Source organism: Hyphomonas sp. (genome assembly GCF_013823385.1).
Lineage (GTDB): Bacteria > Pseudomonadota > Alphaproteobacteria > Caulobacterales > Hyphomonadaceae > Hyphomonas.
This window is the reverse complement of record NZ_PNMA01000011.1, coordinates 17,014-38,405: the sequence shown is the minus strand read 5'-3', so window position 1 is coordinate 38,405 and position 21,392 is coordinate 17,014. Positions and strand designations below refer to the sequence as shown.

18 protein-coding genes are annotated in these 21,392 nt (G+C 59.8%); 9 read left to right on the top strand and 9 right to left on the bottom strand.

Features of this window, described 5'->3' with window-relative positions; genetic code table 11:
• The first annotated feature begins 39 nt into the window (after positions 1 to 39).
• Complete coding sequence (locus C0456_RS08610) at positions 40 to 1,353, top strand: cytochrome P450 (protein WP_291050545.1); 1,314 nt, start codon at positions 40 to 42, stop codon at positions 1,351 to 1,353.
• 73 nt (positions 1,354 to 1,426) lie between these two features.
• Here the strand turns inward: C0456_RS08610 and C0456_RS08605 are convergent, their stop codons facing one another.
• Positions 1,427 to 2,767 carry an acyl-CoA dehydrogenase family protein gene (locus tag C0456_RS08605; RefSeq protein WP_291050543.1) on the bottom strand — a complete coding sequence of 447 codons (1,341 nt, stop codon included), beginning with the start codon at positions 2,765 to 2,767 and terminating at the stop codon, positions 1,427 to 1,429.
• A 256-nt stretch (positions 2,768 to 3,023) separates the two neighbouring features.
• Here C0456_RS08605 and C0456_RS08600 point away from each other — a divergent pair, with 256 nt between their 5' ends.
• Positions 3,024 to 3,317 carry a hypothetical protein gene (locus tag C0456_RS08600; protein WP_291050541.1) on the top strand — a complete coding sequence of 98 codons (294 nt, stop codon included), beginning with the start codon at positions 3,024 to 3,026 and terminating at the stop codon, positions 3,315 to 3,317.
• A gap of 465 nt (positions 3,318 to 3,782) precedes the next feature.
• Positions 3,783 to 4,634: a 3-deoxy-8-phosphooctulonate synthase gene (gene kdsA / locus C0456_RS08595; protein WP_291050538.1), complete on the top strand. Its 852-nt coding sequence runs from the start codon at positions 3,783 to 3,785 to the stop codon at positions 4,632 to 4,634.
• A gap of 16 nt (positions 4,635 to 4,650) precedes the next feature.
• Here the strand turns inward: kdsA and rfbA are convergent, their stop codons facing one another.
• Genes rfbA through rfbB form a run of 3 tightly spaced genes read right to left on the bottom strand, consistent with a single transcriptional unit; the run spans position 4,651 to position 7,516 of the window.
• Positions 4,651 to 5,520, bottom strand: a complete 870-nt coding sequence (gene rfbA, locus C0456_RS08590; protein ID WP_291050535.1) for a glucose-1-phosphate thymidylyltransferase RfbA — start codon at positions 5,518 to 5,520, stop codon at positions 4,651 to 4,653.
• Positions 5,517 to 6,419, bottom strand: a complete 903-nt coding sequence (rfbD, locus tag C0456_RS08585) for a dTDP-4-dehydrorhamnose reductase (RefSeq protein WP_291050533.1) — start codon at positions 6,417 to 6,419, stop codon at positions 5,517 to 5,519. The genes rfbA and rfbD overlap by 4 nt, the downstream gene beginning before the upstream one ends.
• 32 nt (positions 6,420 to 6,451) lie before the next feature.
• On the bottom strand, positions 6,452 to 7,516 hold the full coding sequence (gene rfbB / locus C0456_RS08580; RefSeq protein ID WP_291050530.1) for a dTDP-glucose 4,6-dehydratase: 1,065 nt from the start codon (positions 7,514 to 7,516) through the stop codon (positions 6,452 to 6,454).
• A 360-nt stretch (positions 7,517 to 7,876) separates the two neighbouring features.
• Here rfbB and C0456_RS08575 point away from each other — a divergent pair, with 360 nt between their 5' ends.
• The 3 genes from C0456_RS08575 to C0456_RS08565 all read left to right on the top strand — a co-directional run bounded on the left by C0456_RS08575 (position 7,877) and on the right by C0456_RS08565 (position 12,428).
• Entirely contained in the window at positions 7,877 to 8,866 is a 990-nt protein-coding gene (locus tag C0456_RS08575; protein WP_291050528.1) for a glycosyltransferase family 2 protein, read from the top strand.
• Positions 8,867 to 9,065: 199 nt separating this feature from the next.
• Positions 9,066 to 11,471: a hypothetical protein gene (locus C0456_RS08570; RefSeq protein WP_291050526.1), complete on the top strand. Its 2,406-nt coding sequence runs from the start codon at positions 9,066 to 9,068 to the stop codon at positions 11,469 to 11,471.
• Between the two features lie 150 nt (positions 11,472 to 11,621).
• Positions 11,622 to 12,428: a hypothetical protein gene (locus C0456_RS08565; protein WP_291050523.1), complete on the top strand. Its 807-nt coding sequence runs from the start codon at positions 11,622 to 11,624 to the stop codon at positions 12,426 to 12,428.
• Here the strand turns inward: C0456_RS08565 and C0456_RS08560 are convergent.
• The 3 genes from C0456_RS08560 to C0456_RS08550 form a co-directional block, all read right to left on the bottom strand.
• Positions 12,377 to 13,261, bottom strand: a complete 885-nt coding sequence (locus C0456_RS08560; RefSeq protein ID WP_291050520.1) for a sulfotransferase domain-containing protein — start codon at positions 13,259 to 13,261, stop codon at positions 12,377 to 12,379. The two genes, C0456_RS08565 and C0456_RS08560, sit on opposite strands and share 52 nt — an antisense overlap.
• Positions 13,261 to 14,361 (bottom strand): NAD-dependent epimerase/dehydratase family protein, encoded by a 1,101-nt coding sequence (locus tag C0456_RS08555; RefSeq protein WP_291050517.1) that lies wholly within the window; start codon positions 14,359 to 14,361, stop codon positions 13,261 to 13,263. Before C0456_RS08555 ends, C0456_RS08560 begins: the two co-directional genes overlap by 1 nt.
• A 106-nt stretch (positions 14,362 to 14,467) precedes the next feature.
• Positions 14,468 to 15,256: a glycosyltransferase gene (locus C0456_RS08550; protein WP_291050514.1), complete on the bottom strand. Its 789-nt coding sequence runs from the start codon at positions 15,254 to 15,256 to the stop codon at positions 14,468 to 14,470.
• A 401-nt stretch (positions 15,257 to 15,657) separates the two neighbouring features.
• On the opposite strand from C0456_RS08550, the gene C0456_RS08545 reads away from it, so the two are divergent.
• Both C0456_RS08545 and C0456_RS08540 read left to right on the top strand, forming a co-directional pair.
• On the top strand, positions 15,658 to 17,001 hold the full coding sequence (locus tag C0456_RS08545) for a DUF2793 domain-containing protein (protein ID WP_291050511.1): 1,344 nt from the start codon (positions 15,658 to 15,660) through the stop codon (positions 16,999 to 17,001).
• Between the two features lie 113 nt (positions 17,002 to 17,114).
• Positions 17,115 to 18,197, top strand: a complete 1,083-nt coding sequence (locus C0456_RS08540) for a methyltransferase domain-containing protein (RefSeq protein ID WP_291050509.1) — start codon at positions 17,115 to 17,117, stop codon at positions 18,195 to 18,197.
• A 20-nt stretch (positions 18,198 to 18,217) separates the two neighbouring features.
• Here the strand turns inward: C0456_RS08540 and C0456_RS08535 are convergent, their stop codons facing one another.
• Entirely contained in the window at positions 18,218 to 19,177 is a 960-nt protein-coding gene (locus C0456_RS08535) for an FkbM family methyltransferase (protein WP_291050507.1), read from the bottom strand.
• Positions 19,178 to 19,239: 62 nt separating this feature from the next.
• Positions 19,240 to 20,094 (bottom strand): hypothetical protein, encoded by an 855-nt coding sequence (locus tag C0456_RS08530; RefSeq protein ID WP_291050505.1) that lies wholly within the window; start codon positions 20,092 to 20,094, stop codon positions 19,240 to 19,242.
• A gap of 292 nt (positions 20,095 to 20,386) precedes the next feature.
• On the opposite strand from C0456_RS08530, the gene C0456_RS08525 reads away from it, so the two are divergent.
• Positions 20,387 to 21,208, top strand: coding sequence for a bifunctional 2-polyprenyl-6-hydroxyphenol methylase/3-demethylubiquinol 3-O-methyltransferase UbiG (locus C0456_RS08525; RefSeq protein ID WP_291050504.1), 822 nt, complete (start codon positions 20,387 to 20,389; stop codon positions 21,206 to 21,208).
• The last annotated feature ends 184 nt before the right edge of the window (positions 21,209 to 21,392 follow it).

Below are 21,392 nucleotides of genomic sequence, written 5' to 3'. Positions count from 1 at the left end.
CAGTCTGCTCAAAACAGCAAGTTTGGGAGGAGACAGATCATGGCCGAGGATGGCGCACCGGCAGTTTTTGCAGGCTTCAAGCGGGGCCGGATGGATGATGAGATCGTCAATCCGGAGCTTTATGCCAGTGAAGAAATCCACGATGTCTATACGCGGCTGAGGCGGGAAGACCCGCTGCACTGGACCGAGCCGGAAGGCTTCCGGCCGTTCTGGTCGGTGACCAAACAGGCGGACATCCTCGAGATAGAGCGCCAGCATCCGATCTTCATCAACAGCGCGCGCACCTATCTCAGCCCGATTGCCGGCGAGGAGTGGATCAAATCCACGACCGGCGACACGCATCTCTTCCGCACGCTGGTCGATCTTGATGATCCCATGCACATTAAGCTGCGCGCGCTCACGCAAGGCTGGTTCATGCCGCCGAGCCTGCGCAAGCTGGAAGACCGGATCGCCGGCCTTGCCAAAGAGCATGTCGATCATATGCAGAGCCTGGGGAGCGAGTGTGATTTCGTCAAGGAAGTGGCGCTCTGGTATCCGCTGCGGGTGATCAATTCGATCCTCGGTATTCCGCGTTCGGATGAGAAATTCATCATGAAGATGACGCAGGAAATCTTTGGACCTGGCGACCCTGATGTCGCCGCCGAAAGCAGCAATGTCTCCGAGGACGGCGCGTCGATGACCAGCGATCAGGGCATCAACCTGCTGCAGACCGCCCAGGAACTCTTCGCCTATTTCGGCGCGATTACAGCTGACCGCCGTGCCCACCCGAAGGACGACCTTGCCAGCATCATTGCCAATGGCAAGATTGACGGCGCGCCCATCGGCGAGCGCGAGGCCATGAGCTATTATATCATCGTGGCCACTGCCGGCCATGACACGACGAGCTCAACCGCCTCTGGCGGCCTGCTGCAGCTGATGCGCCAGCCCGATCAGCTGATAAAGCTGAAGAATGACCTCTCATTGCTGCCCAATGCTGTGGAAGAGATGATCCGCTGGGTGACGCCGGTAAAGCATTTCATGCGCACCGCGACGCAGGATTATGATCTGCGCGGCAAGACCATCCGCAAGGGCGACGGTCTCGCCCTCTTCTACTGGTCCGGCAACCGGGACGAGGAGGTGTTCGACCAACCCTTCGAATTCCGGGTCGACCGGGATGTGAAGAAGCAGGTGGCCTTCGGGCACGGCGTCCACCTCTGCCTCGGGATGCACCTTGCCCGGATGGAAATCAGGGCGCTCTTTGCCGAGCTACTGCCGCGCCTCAAATCCATCGAGCTGGCCGGAGAGCCAAAAAACACCCGCGCCAATTTCGTCTCTGGCCTGAAGAGCCTGCCGGTCCGTTTCGAGTTCAACTGAAGCTGGGCCCCAAAGAAAAAGCCTTCGCGGTCATTCCGCGAAGGCTTTTTTGCATTTGAAAGGCAGGGCGTCCTTATCTCACCGCGAAATCCGTCGGCTCGGTGCTTTTGCCCTTGCCGTCGGTTTCGCCCTTGGGCTGGCCGTGCTTGCCGGGGCCCATGAAGCCGAACATGTGGCCGGCCACTTTGCGGATCTGGATCTCTTCGGAGCCTTCAGTGATCCGGTAGCGGCGGTGGTGGCGATAGATGTGCTCGAACGGCTTGTGGCGCGAATAGCCGATGCCGCCATGCACCTGCATCGCGCGGTCAGCCGCTTCGCAGACAAGGCGGTTGGCGTAGTAGTTACACATCGACACCTTGTCGGAGAGCTTGATCGCCACTTCCGGCTTCGACATCTGGTCCATTTCCCAGGCCGTCTTGAAGATCAGGAGGCGGAGCATCTCGGCTTGCGTGGCCAGTTCCACCAGCGGGAACTGGATCGCCTGGTTGGTGGCCAGCGCCTTGCCGAAGGGCTTGCGCTCGAGCGCATATTTCACGCTTTCTTCAATACAGTAGAGCGCCGCGCCGCAGGACGAAGCCGCCTGGCGGATACGGTTTTCGTGAACGAAATGCTGAGCAAGCGCGAGGCCGCCTTCGGGCGGGCCGAACACGGCGTCTTCGGGCACCCACACATCCTTGATGGTAAGGCGCGGGTGGTCGGTCGGCATGTTGAAGGTCCACATATACTCTTCAATGATCACGCCGGGATCGCGCGCTGGAATGAGCAGGCAGGTGATACCCTTGGCGTCCCCATCCTTTCCGCTCGTGCGGCAGAACAGCATGATGTGGGTGGCGACATGCATACCGGTGATCCACATCTTCTCGCCATTGATCAGCCAACCATCCTTGCCGTCTTTCTTGTGGCGCACGGCGCGGGTTTCCATATGCGTCGCGTCCGAGCCGTGATTGGGCTCTGTCAGGCCGAAGCAGGCGATGAACTTGCCCGCAAGCGCAGCCTCGGCGAGGTGTTTCTGATCTGGGCGCGCAAAGTCGCGCAGCATCAGGATCTGCGGGAAGTTGCCGACGATCGAATGCTCGTTCTGCAGGTCGTTGTGCAGGCCGAGGCCCTTGCGGGCGAAATGCTCGCGGATGATGGCCATGCCGAGATTGGTGCCGTCCTGGCCGCCGAATTCCTTGGGCAGGGCGTAGCGCAGGTGGCCGGCCTTGTCGGCGCGGCGCTTGGCTTCCTTCAGCAGCTGCTCCCATTCCGGGCGCGGCAGGCCGCCATTTTCGAAATCGGTGCGCGCCCATTCACGCCGATGATCGAAGAAGCGTTCATTGTCGTCCTGGGCCTGAAGCGGCTTGATCTCGTCTTCGATAAATTTGTCCAGCACCACCAGATAGTCGGCGATGTCCTTTGGGATGTTGAAATCCATGGGCGTTTCCTCGGGCTGCGTCAGTATGCATTCACCTTACGCCACCTCCGGCGCTGGACAATTTGTGCCGCCGGGGCAATGAAGCCGACGGAATGTGCTGCAGCGCAGCAAATGGAACGATCCGTTCTCCAAAATCCTGAATTCAGCACTCTGAACGCTTGACGAAATGTTCAGCATTCTTTAGCCTGAAAATTAGGCAGCAATGCCCCACCGAAAAAAATCGCAGCAACAACCAACCGAACACAGGCAACCTCCCATGCTCCGTTCCGCTATCGCCGCTCTGGCCCTCGCTGGCCTCGCCCTTCCGGCTTTCGCCAGCTACACCTTCGAAACCGCTCAGCCCGTCTCGCAGAAGCGCGTCATCGCGGAAAGCGTCGTCTGGACCTGCGACGCGACCGTCTGCACCGGCGACCTGAAGCGCAAAGCCCCGACCGTGCGCGTCTGCAAGAAGATCGCCAAGGAAGTTGGCGCTGTCACCGCTTTCCGCAACGCTTCTGCTGAGCTGACCGCTGAAGAACTGGCCGAGTGCAACACCGCCGCCAAGAAATAAGGCTACCCTCTCCAAGCCTTTGTTATGAGCCGCCGCGCAATTTACGCGGCGGCTTTTTTTGCGTTTTGCGGGCATTTCCGAATTCACCGCGATGTTAACTTACAATTGGCGAAAATCGTGATTAGCTTTGCCTTGCGCTGGATGGTCCAGGGCAAAAGTACGTGCCTGCAGCACGCCTGAAAGGAGGTGATCCAATGTCGAGTGAGAAACCAGGTGAGGCCGTTGGGTCTGTATCCTATGGTGTCTGGCTGGAGCAGCCTCCGGTCAGCGCCTAGAGATACAGGTTCGGCGCTGAAACGCGCCGCGATCTGACGGGCCCCACGGGGCTCACGGAAGCCGCCCCTCGACAGGGCGGCTTCTTTGTTTTCAATCATCACACAATGGCCATTTGCGGCAGGAAACGGGTTCGCGCAGGGCCGCAATTCCGCTAACAAGCCGCCAGAAACCATTCCCGGAGCAAGAATCATGACCGCGCTGACTCACATTCCCTCTGGCTGGATGATTGGCGGAGGCGGGCCGCTGGCGGTGATGGCCGGGCTCAACGTATTGGAAGACGAGGGGCTGGCGCTGGAAGTGGGCGCCGAGCTCAAGCGCATCTGCGCCGATCTTGGTCTGCCGTATGTGTTCAAGGCAAGTTTTGACAAGGCCAACCGCTCCTCGATCACCTCCTATCGCGGCCCGGGCCTGGAGGCGGGGCTGAGCATCCTCGCCCGGGTCAAGGGCAAGCTCGGCGTACCCGTCGTCACCGACCTGCATGAGCCGGGCCAGGCCGAGCCGGTCGCCGCCGTTGCCGACATCATCCAGCTGCCGGCCTTCCTTGTGCGCCAGACCGACCTCGTCATCGCCACCGCCAAGGCCGCCGCAAAGGAAAAAGCCCTGATCCAGGCCAAGAAGGCCCAGTTCATGGCGCCCTGGGACGCAAAGAACATCGTCTCCAAGATCGCCGAAGTCGCCCCGGAGACCGGCGTCATCCTCTGTGAGCGGGGCGTGAGCTTCGGCTACAACAATCTCGTCGTGGACATGCTCTCCATTCCCGAGATGAAGAAGCTCGGCTGCCCGGTCACCATTGACGCCACCCATGCCGTCCAGCTGCCCGGCGCCGATCCGCGCACCGGTGGAGCCTCCACCGGCGGGCGCCGCGACGGGGTTGCCATCATCGCGAAATCTGCTGTGGCGGCGGGCGCCGACGGGGTGTTCCTGGAGTTCCACACAGACCCCGACAAGGCCCTCTGCGACGGGCCAAGCTGCCTACCCCTCTCCGGCGCCGCTGACCTTCTCGCTACCCTCAAAGCCGTCCACATGGCCGTGAACGGATGACGAGGGCCGGCGCGGCTCAATGCTCGCTGAGCAGGATACCGCGCAGATAGTCGCCGTATTCGTTCTTGTAGCCGGCCGCGAGCTTTTCCAGCTGCGCGTCGCCGATGAAGCCGCAGCGCCAGGCAACTTCTTCCGGGCACGCCACTTTCAGCCCCTGGCGCTTTTCCAGAGTCTGGACGAACTGTGATGCCTGGATGAGCCCGTCAAACGTGCCCGCGTCCAGCCATGCCGTGCCGCGCGGCAGGCGTTTCACCTTCAGCAGGCCCTTCTGCAGATAGAAATCGTTGATCGAGGTGATCTCAAGCTCTCCGCGGGCGGAGGGTTTCACCTCGCGGGCAATATCGACCACCTGCTCGTCATAGAAATAAAGTCCGGTCACGGCCCAGTTGCTGCGCGGCTTAACCGGCTTTTCCTCGATCGAAAGGGCAACGCCTTCCTTGTTGATCTCCACCACACCAAACTCGGACGGATTGGTCACCTGGAAGGCAAACACTTCGGCGCCCTTGGTGAGGCTGCCGGCTTCCTGCAGGTCTCCGCGCAGGCCTGCGCCGTAGAACATGTTGTCGCCCAGCGCCAGCGCGCTCGGGCCCCCGCGCACGAAGTCCGCGCCGATCAGGAACGCTTCGGCCAGACCGCGCGCTTCAGGCTGCTCGGCATAGGTGAAGTTCATGCCCCAGTCTTCGCCCGTGCCAAGAAGGCGCTGATACGCCGGCAGGGCCTCGGGCATCGAGATCACGAGAATGTCCCGGATACCCGCCATCATCAGTGTCGTGACGGGATGGAAGATCATCGGCTTGTCATAGACCGGCAGCAGCTGTTTCGAGACGCCGCGCGTGATCGGATAAAGGCGCGTGCCTTTGCCCCCCGCCAGAATAATGCCCTTCATGCACTCCAACCTTTCGTTCTGACCAGTTCTTCCACCACGCTGCGGGTGCTGTCCCGCCAGGGCGGCAGTGTGATTCCATAGGCTGCCGCCAGCGCGCTGCAGTCCAGCCGGGAATTGGCTGGCCTCTGCGTCGGCGTGGGATACTCGGCAGTTGTGATCCTTTTAATACGGGCGCCGGGCCCGCCAGCCGCCGCGCTCACCGCGAAAATCTCTTCGGCAAATTCCGCCCAGCTTGCTTCGCCCTGCGCCGTCATGTGAAACACGCCCGGCATCAGCGACGCCGCCTCGCGCCCATAACCCTGCGCAATCGACCAGAGGCCGGCGGCAATCGCGCCCGCGCTCGTCGGGTTGCCCCGCTGGTCATGCACCACGGCAAGCTCCTCGCGCGTCTCGCCCACGCGCAGCATCGTCCTGGCGAAATTCTTCCCCCACGGACTATACACCCACGCCGTGCGCAGGATCACCGCCTGCGGATTTCCCGCCGCCACGGCCCGCTCGCCCTCCAGCTTGGAGCGCCCATAGGCGCCGAGCGGGGCCACAGGATCGCTCTCCACATAAGGCGAGCTCTTTTCGCCATTGAACACATAGTCCGTGGAAAGATGAAGGATCGGCGCCCCGCGCGCTGCCGCCGCCTGCGCCAGCGCCCCGGCGGCCACAGCGTTCACCGCCCGGGCCGCCTCCGGCTCGCTCTCGGCCTGGTCAACCGCCGTATAGGCCGCCGCATTGATCACGATATCCGGCGCCACCGTTTCCATCGCCCGCGCGATGCTGGCGCTGTCCGTTATGTCCATCTCCGGCCGCCCGAGGCAGACCGCGTTCACGCCTTCGGGCACGGAGGCAGCAAGCGCGCGCGCCACCTGCCCGCCCCTGCCGGCAATGAGGACAGTTAATGTCGTCATGGAAACTCTCTTACTCCAGGCCGCGCGCGGCGTCAGGCCGGGGCCTTCTCGGCAAGGCCGAGGCGCTGCCCCGAATACACGCTCTTGCGCAGCGGGGCCCACCAGGCCTCGTTCTCAAGATACCAGGCGATCGTCTTGCGAAGACCGCTCTCGAAGTTTTCCTGCGCGCGCCAGCCAAGTTCGCCCTCCAGCTTTGTCGCATCAATTGCGTAGCGGTGATCATGCCCGGGACGATCGGCAACGAAAGTGATCAAATTACGGCGCGGCGCCGCCCCCGGCATCACCCGGTCGAGCTCATCGCAGATCGCCTCGACCACCTGCAGGTTGGTGCGCTCATTGCGCCCGCCGACATTATAGGTCTCCCCCGGCCGGCCCTTCGACGCGATCATCGCCAGCGCCCGCGCATGGTCCTCCACATAGAGCCAGTCGCGGATATTGTCGCCCTTGCCGTAAACCGGCAGCGGCTTGCCCTCCAGCGCGTTGAGCGTCACCAGCGGGATCAGCTTTTCCGGGAAATGATACGGCCCGTAATTGTTGGAACAGTTCGACACCACCACCGGCAGGCCATAGGTGCGCTGCCACGCCTTCGCCAGATGGTCCGAAGCCGCCTTCGACGCCGAATAGGGCGAGGACGGGTCATACGGCGTCTCTTCAGTGAAAAGGCCGGTATCGCCGAGGGAGCCATAGACCTCATCGGTCGAGACATGCAGGAAGCGGAACGCGTCCTTCGCGGCGCCCGTCAGGCCGTTCCAATAGGCCCGCGCCGCCTCGAGCATGCTGTAGGTGCCGGTGACATTGGTTTCGATAAAGGCCTGCGGGCCGGAGATGGACCGGTCGACATGGCTTTCTGCGGCAAGATGCAGAATCTGTTGAGGTTTTTCACGCGCGATAATTTCGGCCATCTGCGCCTGATTGCAGATGTCCTCGACGATCAGCTTCACCCGGCCGGTGTCTTCCACCGGGGCGATGCTGCCGCGCGTGGCGGCATAGGTCATCTTGTCGATGACAACGACCTCGACGCCCAGGTCCCTGACCAGATGGCGGACAACCGCAGATCCGATGAAACCAGCTCCCCCTGTAACAATGACCTTAGACACGGGAACACTCCTTCATGTGCAGGTTTTCGATCACGAAAACAGCTCTCAGGTTGAATCTCATTGTCACTAGCCACCCTGGCAAGGCCCCCGCAAGCAGTTTTCCCCAGCTTGTCGAGGATACGTTGTCCTTCAGGCCGCCGGAAAAGATGCCTTCTGAAATGTCATCCGGCCGCCGCAAAGTTAAGCTCATAGCTATGAGGAAACGGGTTCGTCAGCCCGGCAAATTCCGCTAACTAGCGGCCAAGATGATTTGCGGAGTAGCTTTGGAATGATCGCCCTGCCCCATACACCTTACAGCTGGGCAATTCTGAGGAGCGCTGCTCTGGCGGCAAAGGCTGGCCTGCTGCGCGGACTGAAGCCATGACAGCGCCAGAAATCTCAGTCGTCATCATCAACTACAATGGTGGCTTGTTCCTGCAGGATGCGGTGGACTCTCTGACGCGGCAAACATTCGCGGATTTTGAGCTGATCGTCTTCGATAATGCGTCGACGGATGGATCGGCAGATGCCCTGGACCTGTCTGGGATAGCGCAAGCGCGGCTGATCCGGCATGAATCCAATATCGGGTTCGCAGCGGGCAATAATCGGGCAGCAGAACAGGCGCGCGGCAAATGGCTTGTGCTGCTTAATCCGGACACGGTCGCTTCGCCTGACTGGCTGGAAAAGCTCATTGCCGCCACCCGGACATTTCCCGCCTGCAGGACGTTTACGTCGGCGCAGCTTGATATGAACGCGCCGGGGGTGCTGGATGGCGCGGGCGACGCTTATCTGATCTTCGGCTTTCCCTGGCGCGGCGGATTTGGCAGGCCGGCAAGCGAACTCCCCGCTACGGGATGGTGCTTCAGCGCCTGCGGCGCGGCCGCCATGTATGACATCTCCCTCTTCAGGGAAGTGGGCGGCTTCGACGAGCGCTTCTTCTGCTATTGTGAGGATGTCGATCTGGGATTCAGGCTCCAGCTGGCTGGCCATGATTGTTTGTTTGTCTCCGATGCGACCGTTCTGCACGCAGGTAGCGGTATTTCCGGCCGCAGGAGCGATTTCTCCACCTATCACGGCACTCGTAACCGTATCTGGACCTATTTCAAGAATATGCCCGCCGCCGTGCTGATCCTGACGCTGCCAGCGCATCTGATCTTCACCCTGTATGTATTTCTCAATGGTCTGAAGCGCTCAAATACCAAAGCCATGCTGCGGGGCCTGCGTGATGGGTTCGGGGGGCTTTCTGAAATCTGGAAGTCCAGCCAGTGGAAGTGCCTCAATCGGCGGAAGGGCATGATGGACCTGTTGCGTACCATGGCCTGGAATCCGCTCTGGGCGCATTTGCACAAAGTGCATGTCCGTAGACTGTAGCTAGCTGGTACGTTTCGTGACCATCTTGTGAGCGTGCCCGTCTCCAACTGCGCACACCCCGGGCGAAATTGCAGAGAGAAGCACCGCAAGGTTGTGCGCCCCAGCTCTTTCATGCAAAACCGGCAGGGGATGTTCATGGCGGAATCGGAACGCCCAAGTGAGTAGCTTACCTGCGCTTTCCGATGCGGGGGGACCCTTGATGACCGAAGATCAGACCACACTTTCCGGACGCGTGCGCCGGATTGCCTGGATATGCAGCAGTGTTGACTTCGGGGTCGCCAGCATCCGCTATCGCCTAGTGTATCCTGCAGCATTTCTGAACAAGCAAGGATGGGAAACCATTGTTACATCTTCGCCAGATTCCCTGATCAAACACCTGCCGGAACTCGACGCCATCGTTATCGTCAAGCGGCTTGATCCTGCCATTATCCGGATTGTGAGCGAGGCAAATGACGCGGGCGTGCCCGTCATTCTCGATCTATGCGATGACGTACTCGCCCAGGACTACCGCGCGACTGGGCATGAGATGTTCCGGATTGTCTTTGATGCCATTGCCCCGCGCGTATCCGCCCTCGTAACGACGGGCAGCTATCTCAAGCGCCGGTTCGAGGCCTATGGTTTCAAGGCGCCGATTTTGATCATTCCGGACTGTGTCGAAACGCCCGCACTGGCCGAGCTTGGCAAAAATTTTCTGAACCGGACTGTCAAACCCAGCACGCGGCAGGCGGCAGCAGCGTCGGCCGCCAAACGAAAGCTGAAATCTGCACGGGACTTTCTGTATCGCCTTTACAAGGCGTTTCGCCATCCGCGGCGTTCCATGCTGGACCTGCGCAAAGCCTTCCGGACCGTCATTCACGGAGATGGCAGCGCCAAGGCTCTGGATATCGAAGCGGCGAAGAACGATCCCTATTTTCTCGAAGCATTGAACGACAGGCGCAGAAGCCTGATTTGGTTTGGAAACCATGGCGGGCCGCACAGCGATTTCGGGATGGCGACGCTCCTGAGAATCGCGCCGGAATTGCGGGAAGCCTACCGCCGGTCCCCCTTTGTGCTGATCGTGGTCAGCAACGACCAGGAAAAATGGAAACACCTGATAGAGCCGATTGGCGTCCCGACCCGCTTTGTGCCCTGGAGCCATGAAGGCACTCAGATTCTGCTGAAAAGAGCGCGCGCATTTATCATGCCAACCGGCAATGACAGCTTTTCGCTCAGCAAGTCCGCCAATCGCGTCACGCTGGCTCTAGAGCAGAACACACCTGTGATCGCCGAGCCCCTCGAGAGCCTGGAATGGATGGAGAGCGGGGTCTACCAATCCGGCATCGCCGAAGCGATTGTCACCTGCCTTGAAGACCGCGAAACTGCCCTAAGGGCAGCTCAAACGCTTCGAACGTCGGCGCATCAGCACTTTCCGATCAACAGGATCACCCAGCTGTGGGAAGAGGCATTCGACACGGTTCAGCCATATGTCAGACCGCGCGGACAGTATGGCGAACTGGAACTCCGGGAAAATCTCCTTGTGCTGATTAACAATGCCACCGACCGCCCAATCGCCATGGCGGTTCTGGATGCCGCGCGCAGGTCAGGCATTGAAACCGGCGTGATCGTTTCGCGAGAGGCATGCTTCCGGAATCCGCAGTTGATAGAGGATCTCATTGCGCGGCGTATTTCACCGACCTTCATTCAGCGGCGGGACACCCGGCGCACCGATTTCAGATGGCTGCGGAACGCATCCGCCTTGTTCTGTCCTTCAGAATCCAATCTGCCTGCCCATGCCGTACCCCATTGGCTTACCAAGATTGCAAAGCTGGCGTCAGTGCGCACCTATACTGCGCAGCATGGGCTCTGCAATATTGCCCTGACCGACCCGCTGGCAAAAGATGCCGAAATAGCCTCGGAGACAATCTTTACCTGGAATGATCCGGCACTGCTGCCGGAATGGGTCGAGCCTTCCATCCGGAAGCGGAGCGTTGCCATCGGGAGAATTACAGAATCGCTTGCTACGACACTTCAGAACACCCGGCCACGCGACCGGCGCCCTGAGCGCGTTGGAATTTTCGAAAACCTGCATTGGCATGCCTATCCAGACAGCTTCCGCGATTCGTTCAAGGAGATGGTTGTTGCCCTGGCCGAGCGGCATCCTGAAACCGAGTTCGTCATATTTCCTCATCCGGCAGGTTTGTGGAGTGTCAAATTCATCAAAACGACAGGACTGCCGGCCAATCTCTCGATCATTAATCCGGCAAACCGGGACAACCTCGGCCAGACGGGCGTTGCGGCGCTGGCCTCGCTAGACCGGGTACTGACAACCCCGTCGAGCGTGACAGTCGATGTCGCGCAGATCGGACTACCTGTTACTGTATTTGCACCCCCGGAGTTTGATGTATCGCTGTATCGTGGGCTCAGGATCGTCCATACGGTGGAGGATGCCTCCGACGCCTTGTTCGCAACGCCGGTCGCGGAGCTGAGCACCGGGATGAAGGCGTTTCTTTCCGCTGCGCTGCTTGATGTAACCGATGCGGCAGAACGAGCTGTCCAGCACATGTTCCTGGACCAGATCCAGAGTGCCCTCGAATCGACACCATCGCGCCGGCAAGCGCAGCATTAGATAGGGTGCACAGCAGATTAGCTCCTTGTTTTCACGGGATTTGATCACCGGCCGCTCCCGGGAGCTCAGCCACATATTGCCGGGCGCCCCCCCGATCCGGTATGAGTGCTGCTGGCGTCAAAAATCCGCCACTTGGCAGGGAGTGTAGTCATGATCATCGACCAGTCCTTAGCGATAGAAACGCTGCGCGCGGCCCCCGTGATCCCTGCTCCCTCCGAGCATATCGTCATCCCCGATTTTCTATCAGGCGAAAGCTACGCTGAGCTGCAGGCCGCGATGCCGTCTACGGATCACATGACTCGATATGAAGCTCCTCACGAGTTTCGATACTTTTACATGCTGGACAATTCCGGCGTCGCCGCGCTTGATGCAACCATTCGCCCCGTTTGGTCTGCTATTGCCAGCTTCTTTCAAGGCTCCGAGATGTTGACCGCGCTGCACGACAAGTTTGCGGAGACCATCCGGGACCAGACCCGTCATCGCCAAAGGCTCATCGAGAAAGTATCTGACGCTTCGGGCATCCTTGAAACACCCCGCCTGATGACCACGTCAGACTGCCAGGACTTCCTTCTTAAACCGCATACGGATAGTGGGCCGAAGGTCGTGACCGTGCTCTACTATCTGGCGGAACAGGGTCAGCCGGAAGAATGGGGCACAGAGTTCTATGCGCCGATCGAACCGGAGTTCCGCTCCTTTCCCTCTCACCATTGGGAGCGGGAAAATTTCCATCTGGTCGCCCGCGCGCCCTTCAAACCCAACACACTTGTTGCATTTGTTAAAACGGATGCATCCTTCCACGGGGTGCATGCCACAGGCCTTCTGGGAAAACGCCGCAACATGATCGTGCTGAATGTCGAGCTTGGCGAGAGAGACGACTTCGATGTCCGGTTTCGGATTAACCCGGCCTATTTCACTAGAGATCCGGTTCCTGCGGGCGCGGCCGGCTCAAACGCGTAGCCAAATTTGACAGCGGTCTTTTCAACGACCGCCCAGGCACGTTCAAGCTGGCTCGCATTGAATACATCGCGGTATGAACTGGGTTTTCCCCGGTTGAAAAAGTGCGCGCCACTTTCTGCGGCCCTCAGGCGTTCTGGGGTGGAATAGCGCCCCACTTTTTGACCCGCGCTCCGCGCCGACGATATTTCTGCCTGCTCAAACGCCCGCAGCTGGTCAAAGGCCGTTGCTTGAGCGCATTCGGCCGCTGTGCCCTGGTCAAGGTCAATACCCAGCGCTGCGGCAATGCGCTTGATATTGCCCTCGGCGTCCGAAATCAGGTCTTCGTATTTTACAAACAGCGTGGGCATCGGCGGCGACAGAAACCAGCCCTCCGCATTGCCCGCCCAGGCCCCTGTGGCGTAGTCCGCGTTGAACCAGAGAGGGTTTCCACCATTCACAATGAATTGCTCTGTCCATTCCACGCCGTCATCGGAAGGATCTATTTCGCCCGTCAGGCGGGCATAATTCAGCGCCGATTGCATGACATCGAGCGGATGGCGGACGACATAGATCGCTTGCTTGTTTCGCTCTCCCAGCTGGCTGACAGCCGAAGCTGAAGCATGTGTCTTGCAATAAACTGGCGCATCTACATCCGAATCTGCCGCACGCGGACGAATTGACCGGCAGAAATCGGGCGCATCGTCGACATAGGCAGGCAGGCGGCTGGAAGCAAAAGTGTCCAGTTCAGGCGAGCTGTGAGGCAGACGGCGATGATGCAGCCAGAAAATGATGAAGCGTAACCAGGTATTGCCGGATTTGGGGTAGCTGGCGATCCATGTGATATGAGGCTGCATCACAGGCGTCCTTCTCTTGCATAGGTTTCCTTTGCCCAATCCGCCAGCGATGTGAGGCCTTCATCGAGACTGACCTTCGGCGTCCAGCCTAGAAGCGATGTAGCGCGGGAAATGTCCGCGACGGCATACCGTATATCACCCGGGCGGAATTTTCCGCTTACGGAATAGTTACTCCGCGTCGCCCCTAAACGCTCCAGCAGGGTCTCCGCCACTTCACGGATGGTTGCCGGATAACCACTCCCGATATTGACGGGCCCCGAAGGCGGCGTCTCCGCAGTTCCGGCGGCCACCAGGGAGGACACGACATCGTCAACAAATACAAAGTCGCGGACGATTTCACCGTCTTCGTAGATTTCAAGCGCCCTGCCGGAAAGCACTTGCGAGGAAAAGATCGAAAGCACGCCCGTATAGGGGTTACGCAGACTTTGACCAGGACCATAGACATTCTGAAAACGCAGGATCGCGACTTCGTAATCTCCTTCCGCGCCGCACTGCTCCAGCAGGTATTCCTGCATCAGCTTCGTGGACGCATATACAGAGGCTGGCGCGGGCGTAAGAGCCTCCGGTGTGGGACAGGGGGTCAATGCCCCCCTGCCCTGCAGAACGGGCAGATAGCGGCCCGCAGAAAGGTCTTCCGGCGTGCGCACCGGGCCAACAACAAGGTCTCCTTCCGGCGTGCGATAGGCGCCTTCGCCATAGACAGCCCGCGAGCCTGCAAGAACCACTCTGCACTTGGGTGCCCCGCCCTTGCGGGCAACCCGCAGCGCTTCAATCAGCCAGGCTGTGCCCATGACGTTGACGTTGTTATACCGCGCTGGCTCGTCATAGCTCTGCCCGGTTCCTGTTTCGGCTGCGAGGTGGAAGACAAGCGAAGGCTTTGCGGCGCACACCGCCTCCCGGAGCGCCTCGGCATCGGTCACGTCGCCCCGGATGAACTCGGTTTCCCCGCCGAAGGAAGGCGGTTGGGCATCAGCGCCATGCACTTGCGGATGCAGGTTGTCAAACACGACAATACGGGAAACGTGAGGCCGAAGCGCAGCCACGAGGCGGCTGCCAATGAAGCCTGCGCCGCCTGTAATGAAGGCTGTCCGGTCTGTCATTGGCATCAATCTCCTTGGGGGCATTCAGTCCGCGGGCGGGCTTTTCAAGCCTGATTAGCGATTACCGCCACCGGGGCAAGACCAGAGGGTGAATTCCGCAGCCGCGCTAGGCAGTGCCGAGGAGGCGCTTGAGGATCCGGCGGGCACGCCCGGCAAGACGGGCCGGGCCGCTTGTGGCAGGCAGACTGGCATGCGACCTGTAGCCGGCTTTCCGGTCAAGTTCGAGATGCGCCCTGATTGTGTCTGCCGGTAGCGGCCCTTCCAGCGGCAGGGTCAACTCGCGGGCCATCGATGGCCGCACAAATCCCGCAGCAATCTCTTGCCGGACAAAATCGGCCTCCATATCCCCGGCGCGAACAAGATCGCGCAGCTCCCGCGACCACAGCCAGCCATTGGGATTGCCAGCATATACCCATGGCTGGGTCATCATGTCCGTGTAGTGAAGCAGGCAAGTCGTGTCGTCAGCATGCTCAAGGCTGTTCCAGCGTGTCGGCACGCCATAGCTGATTTCATTCTCAGCCAGGATGCACAAATCACCCATCAGCTGCTCATACGTATAGCGGGGGCCGAGGCCTGAAATGATGGCGGGCGCATCCCAGTCCAGCCGCGCGCAATCAAGCACCATGACGGAGCACTGCTTGCGCCGGCGCGCGCCCGGAACAGGCGCTGTTCTGGCGATCCCCTCTGGAAGCTCTTCCTGGCAGGCCGCCTTGGCCTCACCCAAAGGCAAACTCCACAGCTCTGCGATATCCTTCAGCACCAGCATGTCCGCGTCCAGGTAGATCGCGCGGCCGGTTCGGCCTGCCAGTTCGGGGATGGCAAATCGCGCAAATGAAAAACCCGTCCGGGCACGGTGCGCCGGGTCTGGCGGCTGAGGCAGGTTGAGCCCTCCCAAAGAGTGCACCTCCACTTGAAGGCGGGTACGGCGCCTGATGGAAGCGCCCAGCACTCTGAAGGCAATTTCCTGGGAGCGGTCGGTCCCAACATAGACCCGCACAGGCTGTTCCGGCGCGCTTTGCGGCGGCGAAGGGCGATCTGGTGAACTCAACTGGAAGCCTCCGGCCTGCCAACGGGATGTTGAGGCCGATAATCGCTGCAATCGGAAAGCAGGACAAGCACCCGCGCTGCTTGCAGGGCCTGGCGCCTGCATTCTGCGCAGATCACCGCCCTTATCCTGCTGCCAGGCGTGCCGCTTTCTGGCGCCGGTACGGGCGCCGCATGAAGGATAAGCAAGGGTCAATCCAGCGGAATGGCAGGCCGCCTTAGTCTCAAGGGCCCAATCGAAGGAAACCCAACGTGACTGATTTCTCCCCCCGCCTTGGCCTTCCATACCTGCAATCGAATCAGGCGCAGAAGCACGTGACCCTGAACTCGGCGCTCCGTCAGCTCGACGCTTTGGCCCAGATGCATGTTCAATCACGCAGCATTTATGAGCAGCCCGCGACGCCCGCGCCGGGTGACGCCTATATCCTCAATGCGGCCCGGTCAGGGACCAGTTGGGGCGCGCTTCCGGAACACACCCTCGTTGTCTGGGAGGATGGGGTCTGGCAGGCTTACACACCCCGGGCAGGCTGGCAGGCCCTGGTAATTGACGAAGCCGCGCCGGTCTTCTTCGATGGCAGCAGCTGGAAAGCCGTTGCGCCGCGCTCTGCAGAGAATCATCTGCTCAACGGTGCGTTCCAGTTGTGGCAACGCGGGACTGCCTTGACGCTGCCCGCCACCGCCGGAACAGCCAGCTACACAGCGGACAGGTGGGCGGTTATCCAGACAGCTCCCGCCCATGGCCTCGCGGTCACCCGGGTGGCAACAGGCATGCCCCAAACCCCGGATGCAGCACGCCTGACGCGGCCGCTCGGGCAAGCCGCAGCGGGGGAAGTTCATTTTCTGCAGGCGCTTGAAAGTCAGGCAAGCGCCTGCCTCGCCGGCGAACCGGTCTGCGCTGCCATCCGCCTTCGGTGTGGAGCCGGTTTTGAAGGCAGAACCGTCACCCTTGAAATCATCACCGGCCGGGGGGCCGATCAGGGCGCCGCGCTGCTGGCGTCAACCGGCTGGACCGGGCAGCAGGTCATTGCCAGTGCCGCTCTGCCGGCAATTGCCAGCGGGTTCGTAGAGCATTTTGTGTCTGGCGTCGTACCATCGGACGCTACACAGCTCGCTGTGCGCCTGCGCGTGACGGCCCCGGATATTGCTGCGGCGGATGATTGGCTGGAGATCACCTCAGCGACGTTGCAGGCAGGCTTCACCCCCATACCCGCGCCGCCACGGCCGGCGGCCCTCGAAATGCTGCTGGCACAGCGTTTTTTCCGTGTGCAGGGATTTGGTTCCGGCGCACCCCTCGTGGCGGGGGAAAGCACGGCGCAAGCCTTCGTTGCGGCTGTCTCGGCAACCGCTGCAAGGCTGATCGTAGACTTGCCGGTGGCAATGCGCCGGCCGCCGGACGTGGCGTTCTTCCGAGGCGCCTATGCCGCTGGCGCCGATGCAATATGGAATATCCGCAGTGGCGGCAGCTGGATCAATGGCAGCTCCACGACCCTTGAAGTGCGCACCGAAACGCAACTGATCATCGAAGTCTCAGCCAGCGTGACGGAAGGCCTGTCCTACCGCATCAATGGCGGCTGGGCAGCCGATGCCGAACTGTGAGGCCAGCGCGGAAAGGAGGTGCCGCTGCGGCCTTGCATTGCGGGGCAAGATCGGCTTCCTTCCCACCAGAATCCCGCCTGCGTAGATATGCAGCCTACCCTCAAGGATCTTCCATGAATCTGCACTATCTTGTGGACGTCAAACACTGGGCGATCGAGATGTCCGAGGGGATCGAGCCCATGCGCACAAAGCTGCAGGGAGAGGTCGCTCTGGGCATCCGGTTTCCCGCGTCCAAGGAATCCCGTCTGACCATCAAGGGCGGCGCCCGCGCGCCGCATATCAAGAGCGGCACAGACGAAATAGGCTGGGCTGCCATTCTGGAATCCTCCCTGCTGAATGTGCACGGCGCAACGCTCGAAGTTTCGTTGACCGATGGTCACAGCCGGAGCACGCGCAAGATAAAGCTGGAGCCGGGAAAGCAAGTGCCTGTGCTCTTTCCGTCTTCTCTGGAACTGGATGATCCGTTTGCGGCCAGCGATATCATTATCGACTGCCGCTCTACAGGCGGCTCGGTCTCGTTGATCACCAGCCGGCGCGTTGATCGCACGCCTCTTTACAAGCTGGCAAAGGGCACCGGGATCGAGATCGGGCCCGGCCCACGTCCTCAGATTCATAACGGACCGGGTGTTTCGGTTCAGTATATCGAAGAAAAAGGCGCCGAAGACTGGCTGAAGACCTACAAGCCGGATGTCTCCGACGATGCCTGGAGCGCAGACAACTACATCATCGGCAAAGCCAGTAACCTGCCGGTCGAAGATGGCTCACTTGATTTCATCTTCTCCAGTCACGTGCTCGAACACCTTTACAATCCGCTCGGGCATCTTGCCCACTGGCGTCAGAAGCTCCGCAAGGGGGGGTATGTTCTCGGCGTCGTGCCATGCCTGGACGGCACGAAGGATTTTGTCCTTCCTCCCACCACGCTGCAACAGCTGATCTCCGAGGAAGCTACCGGCAGCTTTCATACACCGCCGGAAGCGTTTCATCACTGGGCAGCATCACACCGGCCGCATGAACGAGACCCCGGCAAGGTTGCCGAGAAACTCATGGAGCAGGCATTCTCCATTCACGTTCATGTCTATGACAACGTGCTGGCAACGACCATGCTCCGTCATTGCGTAGAGAAGCTCGGCTTCAGCGACTATGCGATCTACTATAAGCGCAACTCCAAGGATTTCGCGTTTGCGCTGAAATCCTGAAGCTGCGCACCGGCCGGGGATCAAGCCCCGGCTTTGGCCTTCATCGGCGGATCATAGTCCTTCAGGAACTGCTCGAAGTACTGGTCGTAGAACTCATCCTTGAAGAAGATGTAGTTCAGGCCACCCTTCTTTTTTGCACGCATGCGGACGATATCTTCTTCGGAGAAGATCATCTTCCTGTTGGTCCGCAGCTGCGCAAGAGAATAGCGCCAGCCATCGGCAAGCATCTCGTCGATGATGGCTGAGCATTTATCATGCTGGAAGTCGATCTCGATCAGAACCGATTTGAGCTCCGGCGCGCGCAGCACCTGGCGCATCCCTGCGAACACCCGGTCTTCCAGGCCATCCACGTCGATCTTGATATGGTTGGGCTGAGGCAGTCCGTGCTTGAGTACCAGATCATCCACCGGCAGAGAGACGCACCCCTGATGCAGACGCTCATTCATCTTGGTCGCCTTGTCACCGAAATAGTGATCGCCCGACCAGGTGCTCTCGTTGAAGTCGTGGTGCGAGTATGAGTATCCGAAAGCCCCAAGGAACAATTCGCCCACGCGCACTTCATTGCTGATCGCAATGTTATAGGCCGTCACCCGGTCGTGCAGGCGGTTGATGAAGATGTTCTTGTTCAGCTCACCATAGTTGAGGGCCTCAGGTTCAAATCCATACGTGCGGCAGCCCGTAACAGCCGACGCATAGATGGAATACATCCCCACATTGGCGCCAATGTCGAAAAAGACATCGTCCTGCGTGAAAGTTTCAAGCCAAGGGATCGTGGTTGGCTCCTTGGTCATCAGGGAGTGCACACGCTTCGCCGCGAGACGGTTCGACGCCACGTAGCGCACCACCTTCTTCTCGAACTCGAAATCAAGACAGTCGACCGTGAAAAAATCACTCTCGAACTTACCGTTCTTGACCTTGCCGACCCCGTTGAGGTTTGAGCCGGACCGGGGCGCTTTGCCCCATCGTGTTTCATAGGCCATAGATTTTTTCCGTTTCCTGAGGACTGAATTTGAAATGACGGGAGCGTATGGGCGCCAGGCAATCAAGCCGGGCAGAGCAGTTCCTGACGCCGCGCATCGGTCCGTGCAAGATAATGACGCGCTGGATCCGCCATATTGCTGCGCTCCACCACACTTTCGCTGGATATGGCCTGGCGGCCATAGAATATCTGGTGAGCAACCGTCCGGCTATCGACGAACCAGATTTCGCCCGGCTCGAAGAAGGCTAGGTGACGAGGCTGCTTCATGTCCTCGTAGAGCCCGTTCAGGCCGCCGAACACATGGAAGTTCAGCGCCTTGTTGATATCCCCGGCATTGAGCGACTCCAGATCCTTGCGGGGCAGTTCCGCCAGACGGTCACGAAGCATGTCGGATAGGCGCCAGCTGGTATGCCAGATCCGGTGCGCACTATCGAGGTTCACAAAGACCCTGAAGTGATGGGTCGGAATCTCTTCCTTGTAGACATCTATATGCAGGTTTTCATTGAATGTCGGAGATCCGCGATAGGTCACCCTCTGGCGATCGATACGGTAGGGACCGGCGGTCTCATTGAGCAGTGAAACGACCTGGCGGAGAATGGAGCCGAGTTGCTCGCGGAAATAGGCCGCGCGGGTCCTGTCCCCCCCGAAACAATCCTTGGCCAGCGACGGGTAGAGATCGTTGCCCTTCGCGTATTCGTCAAGATATTGAAAAGCTTTGAACTTTTTATACTCCCGCGTCGGGGGCAGCTGAAATGATGCAAAAAAATCCGCATCAAAATCAATCTTGCGATTGCGCAGCAGGATAACCTTCTCATCCTCATAGAGCGGGATGAGCTCCTTCAGCGCGGCCGGATCGGTTCCGTCAATCTCGGCAAAGTAATCTGGCAAGCGGGGATCGCGAAAAATCAATGCCATCACCGGAACTCCGTCTCGTCGCCTTCAAGCAGGATCATGCATAGTTTGCCAGGCTGCGTTCCGCAACCCTGAGGCGCCGGAGATGTCGCCGCGTCTCAGGCAAAGGGCGAGACCGCAATTTCTGCAAGTGAACCCATCCGGAAAGCGGCTCTGTCAACAAGTCATATGCCCCAAAAGCAAGCGCCGCCTGCCTTGCGCGCGAACGGACGGATCCCTTCCGGCCTGACAAACAAGATAAGTGTTGGAGCGTTTCGCGCTTTGATTTATCAAGAGCGGGTTGGCGGGAGGGACGGCAATGCTGGACGCGGGGGACATGAAAAAGCTGCTTCTGGAGCTATCCCCGGAGATTCCCTGGGCGCATCATTTCGAAGTGAGCGGTGTACATACAATTTCACCGGACAAAGATGAAAAGTTTTTCAGGAAGGCAACCGGCCTGAAAGAACTGGGTCATCTCGCGCTTCGCCTAGCCAAGGCATACAGCACCGGCAACTCCATAACCGGCAAGTCTATTCTGGATATCGCCAGCGGAGAAGGCGGGCATTCGATGGCCTTTGCTCAGGCCGGCGCCGGCAAGGTCCTCGGCGTCGAGGGGCGCGACCTGTATTTCAGAAGGGCCACCGCCATTGCCCGAGCCATGGATGTGACCAATGCCACTTTCCGCCTCGGCGATGTGCGCCATCTCACCCCTGCCGATACCGGCCAGTTCGACATAACCCTCTGCTTCGGGATACTTCATCATCTCGGTCAGAATGATTTCAGCGCCTTCCTGAAATCGATGGGGGCGCTGACGAATGACATGATGATCCTCTACACCCATGTGGCGAATGAAAAGGTTGCCCGTGACTATGCATTGAAGGGCCCGGTCACCCTCGAAAGCGGCTATAAAGGCTGGCTTTTCCGGGAACATGCGGACGGGGCATCGGACAAGGAAAAAATCAATCAGGTCCGCGCCTCCCTGGACAACACTTTCTCCTTCTGGGCCGATAACGAGTCGCTCGTGAAAGCCTTGAAGAAATCGGGCTTCAAATCAGTGCTGAAGGTCTATGAACCTCATGTTTTCGGCGGCATGGACAACCGCGATTTCCGGCAGGTGGTCATTGCGAAGAAGGACGTCTGACGAGTACAGACCGGCTGCGCAAGCCTGAGGCGCCAGCGACACCCTCATTCTGGCCAGGAAACCAGACTCATGCTTTTCAGAGTTGCTGCTTGGCCCACACGCCCATTTAAAAGCTGATTGCAGGTTGTAGGAATTTGCGGAAGGGCGGGCGATGCCAGCGCGCTCCCATGCAGAGTGAGGTATC

What these genes read in the sequence shown, in the direction of transcription:
- C0456_RS08570 (WP_291050526.1), top strand. Translation starts at nt 9,066, where the DNA reads ATGACCGAAGATCAGACCACACTTTCCGGACGCGTGCGCCGGATTGCC.
- C0456_RS08605 (WP_291050543.1), bottom strand. Translation starts at nt 2,767, where the DNA reads ATGGATTTCAACATCCCAAAGGACATCGCCGACTATCTGGTGGTGCTG.
- C0456_RS08610 (WP_291050545.1), top strand. Translation starts at nt 40, where the DNA reads ATGGCCGAGGATGGCGCACCGGCAGTTTTTGCAGGCTTCAAGCGGGGC.
- C0456_RS08525 (WP_291050504.1), top strand. Translation starts at nt 20,387, where the DNA reads ATGCTGGACGCGGGGGACATGAAAAAGCTGCTTCTGGAGCTATCCCCG.
- C0456_RS08535 (WP_291050507.1), bottom strand. Translation starts at nt 19,177, where the DNA reads ATGGCCTATGAAACACGATGGGGCAAAGCGCCCCGGTCCGGCTCAAAC.
- C0456_RS08600 (WP_291050541.1), top strand. Translation starts at nt 3,024, where the DNA reads ATGCTCCGTTCCGCTATCGCCGCTCTGGCCCTCGCTGGCCTCGCCCTT.
- rfbA (WP_291050535.1), bottom strand. Translation starts at nt 5,520, where the DNA reads ATGAAGGGCATTATTCTGGCGGGGGGCAAAGGCACGCGCCTTTATCCG.
- C0456_RS08560 (WP_291050520.1), bottom strand. Translation starts at nt 13,261, where the DNA reads ATGCAGCCTCATATCACATGGATCGCCAGCTACCCCAAATCCGGCAAT.
- kdsA (WP_291050538.1), top strand. Translation starts at nt 3,783, where the DNA reads ATGACCGCGCTGACTCACATTCCCTCTGGCTGGATGATTGGCGGAGGC.
- C0456_RS08575 (WP_291050528.1), top strand. Translation starts at nt 7,877, where the DNA reads ATGACAGCGCCAGAAATCTCAGTCGTCATCATCAACTACAATGGTGGC.
- C0456_RS08540 (WP_291050509.1), top strand. Translation starts at nt 17,115, where the DNA reads ATGAATCTGCACTATCTTGTGGACGTCAAACACTGGGCGATCGAGATG.
- rfbD (WP_291050533.1), bottom strand. Translation starts at nt 6,419, where the DNA reads ATGACGACATTAACTGTCCTCATTGCCGGCAGGGGCGGGCAGGTGGCG.
- C0456_RS08555 (WP_291050517.1), bottom strand. Translation starts at nt 14,361, where the DNA reads ATGACAGACCGGACAGCCTTCATTACAGGCGGCGCAGGCTTCATTGGC.
- C0456_RS08565 (WP_291050523.1), top strand. Translation starts at nt 11,622, where the DNA reads ATGATCATCGACCAGTCCTTAGCGATAGAAACGCTGCGCGCGGCCCCC.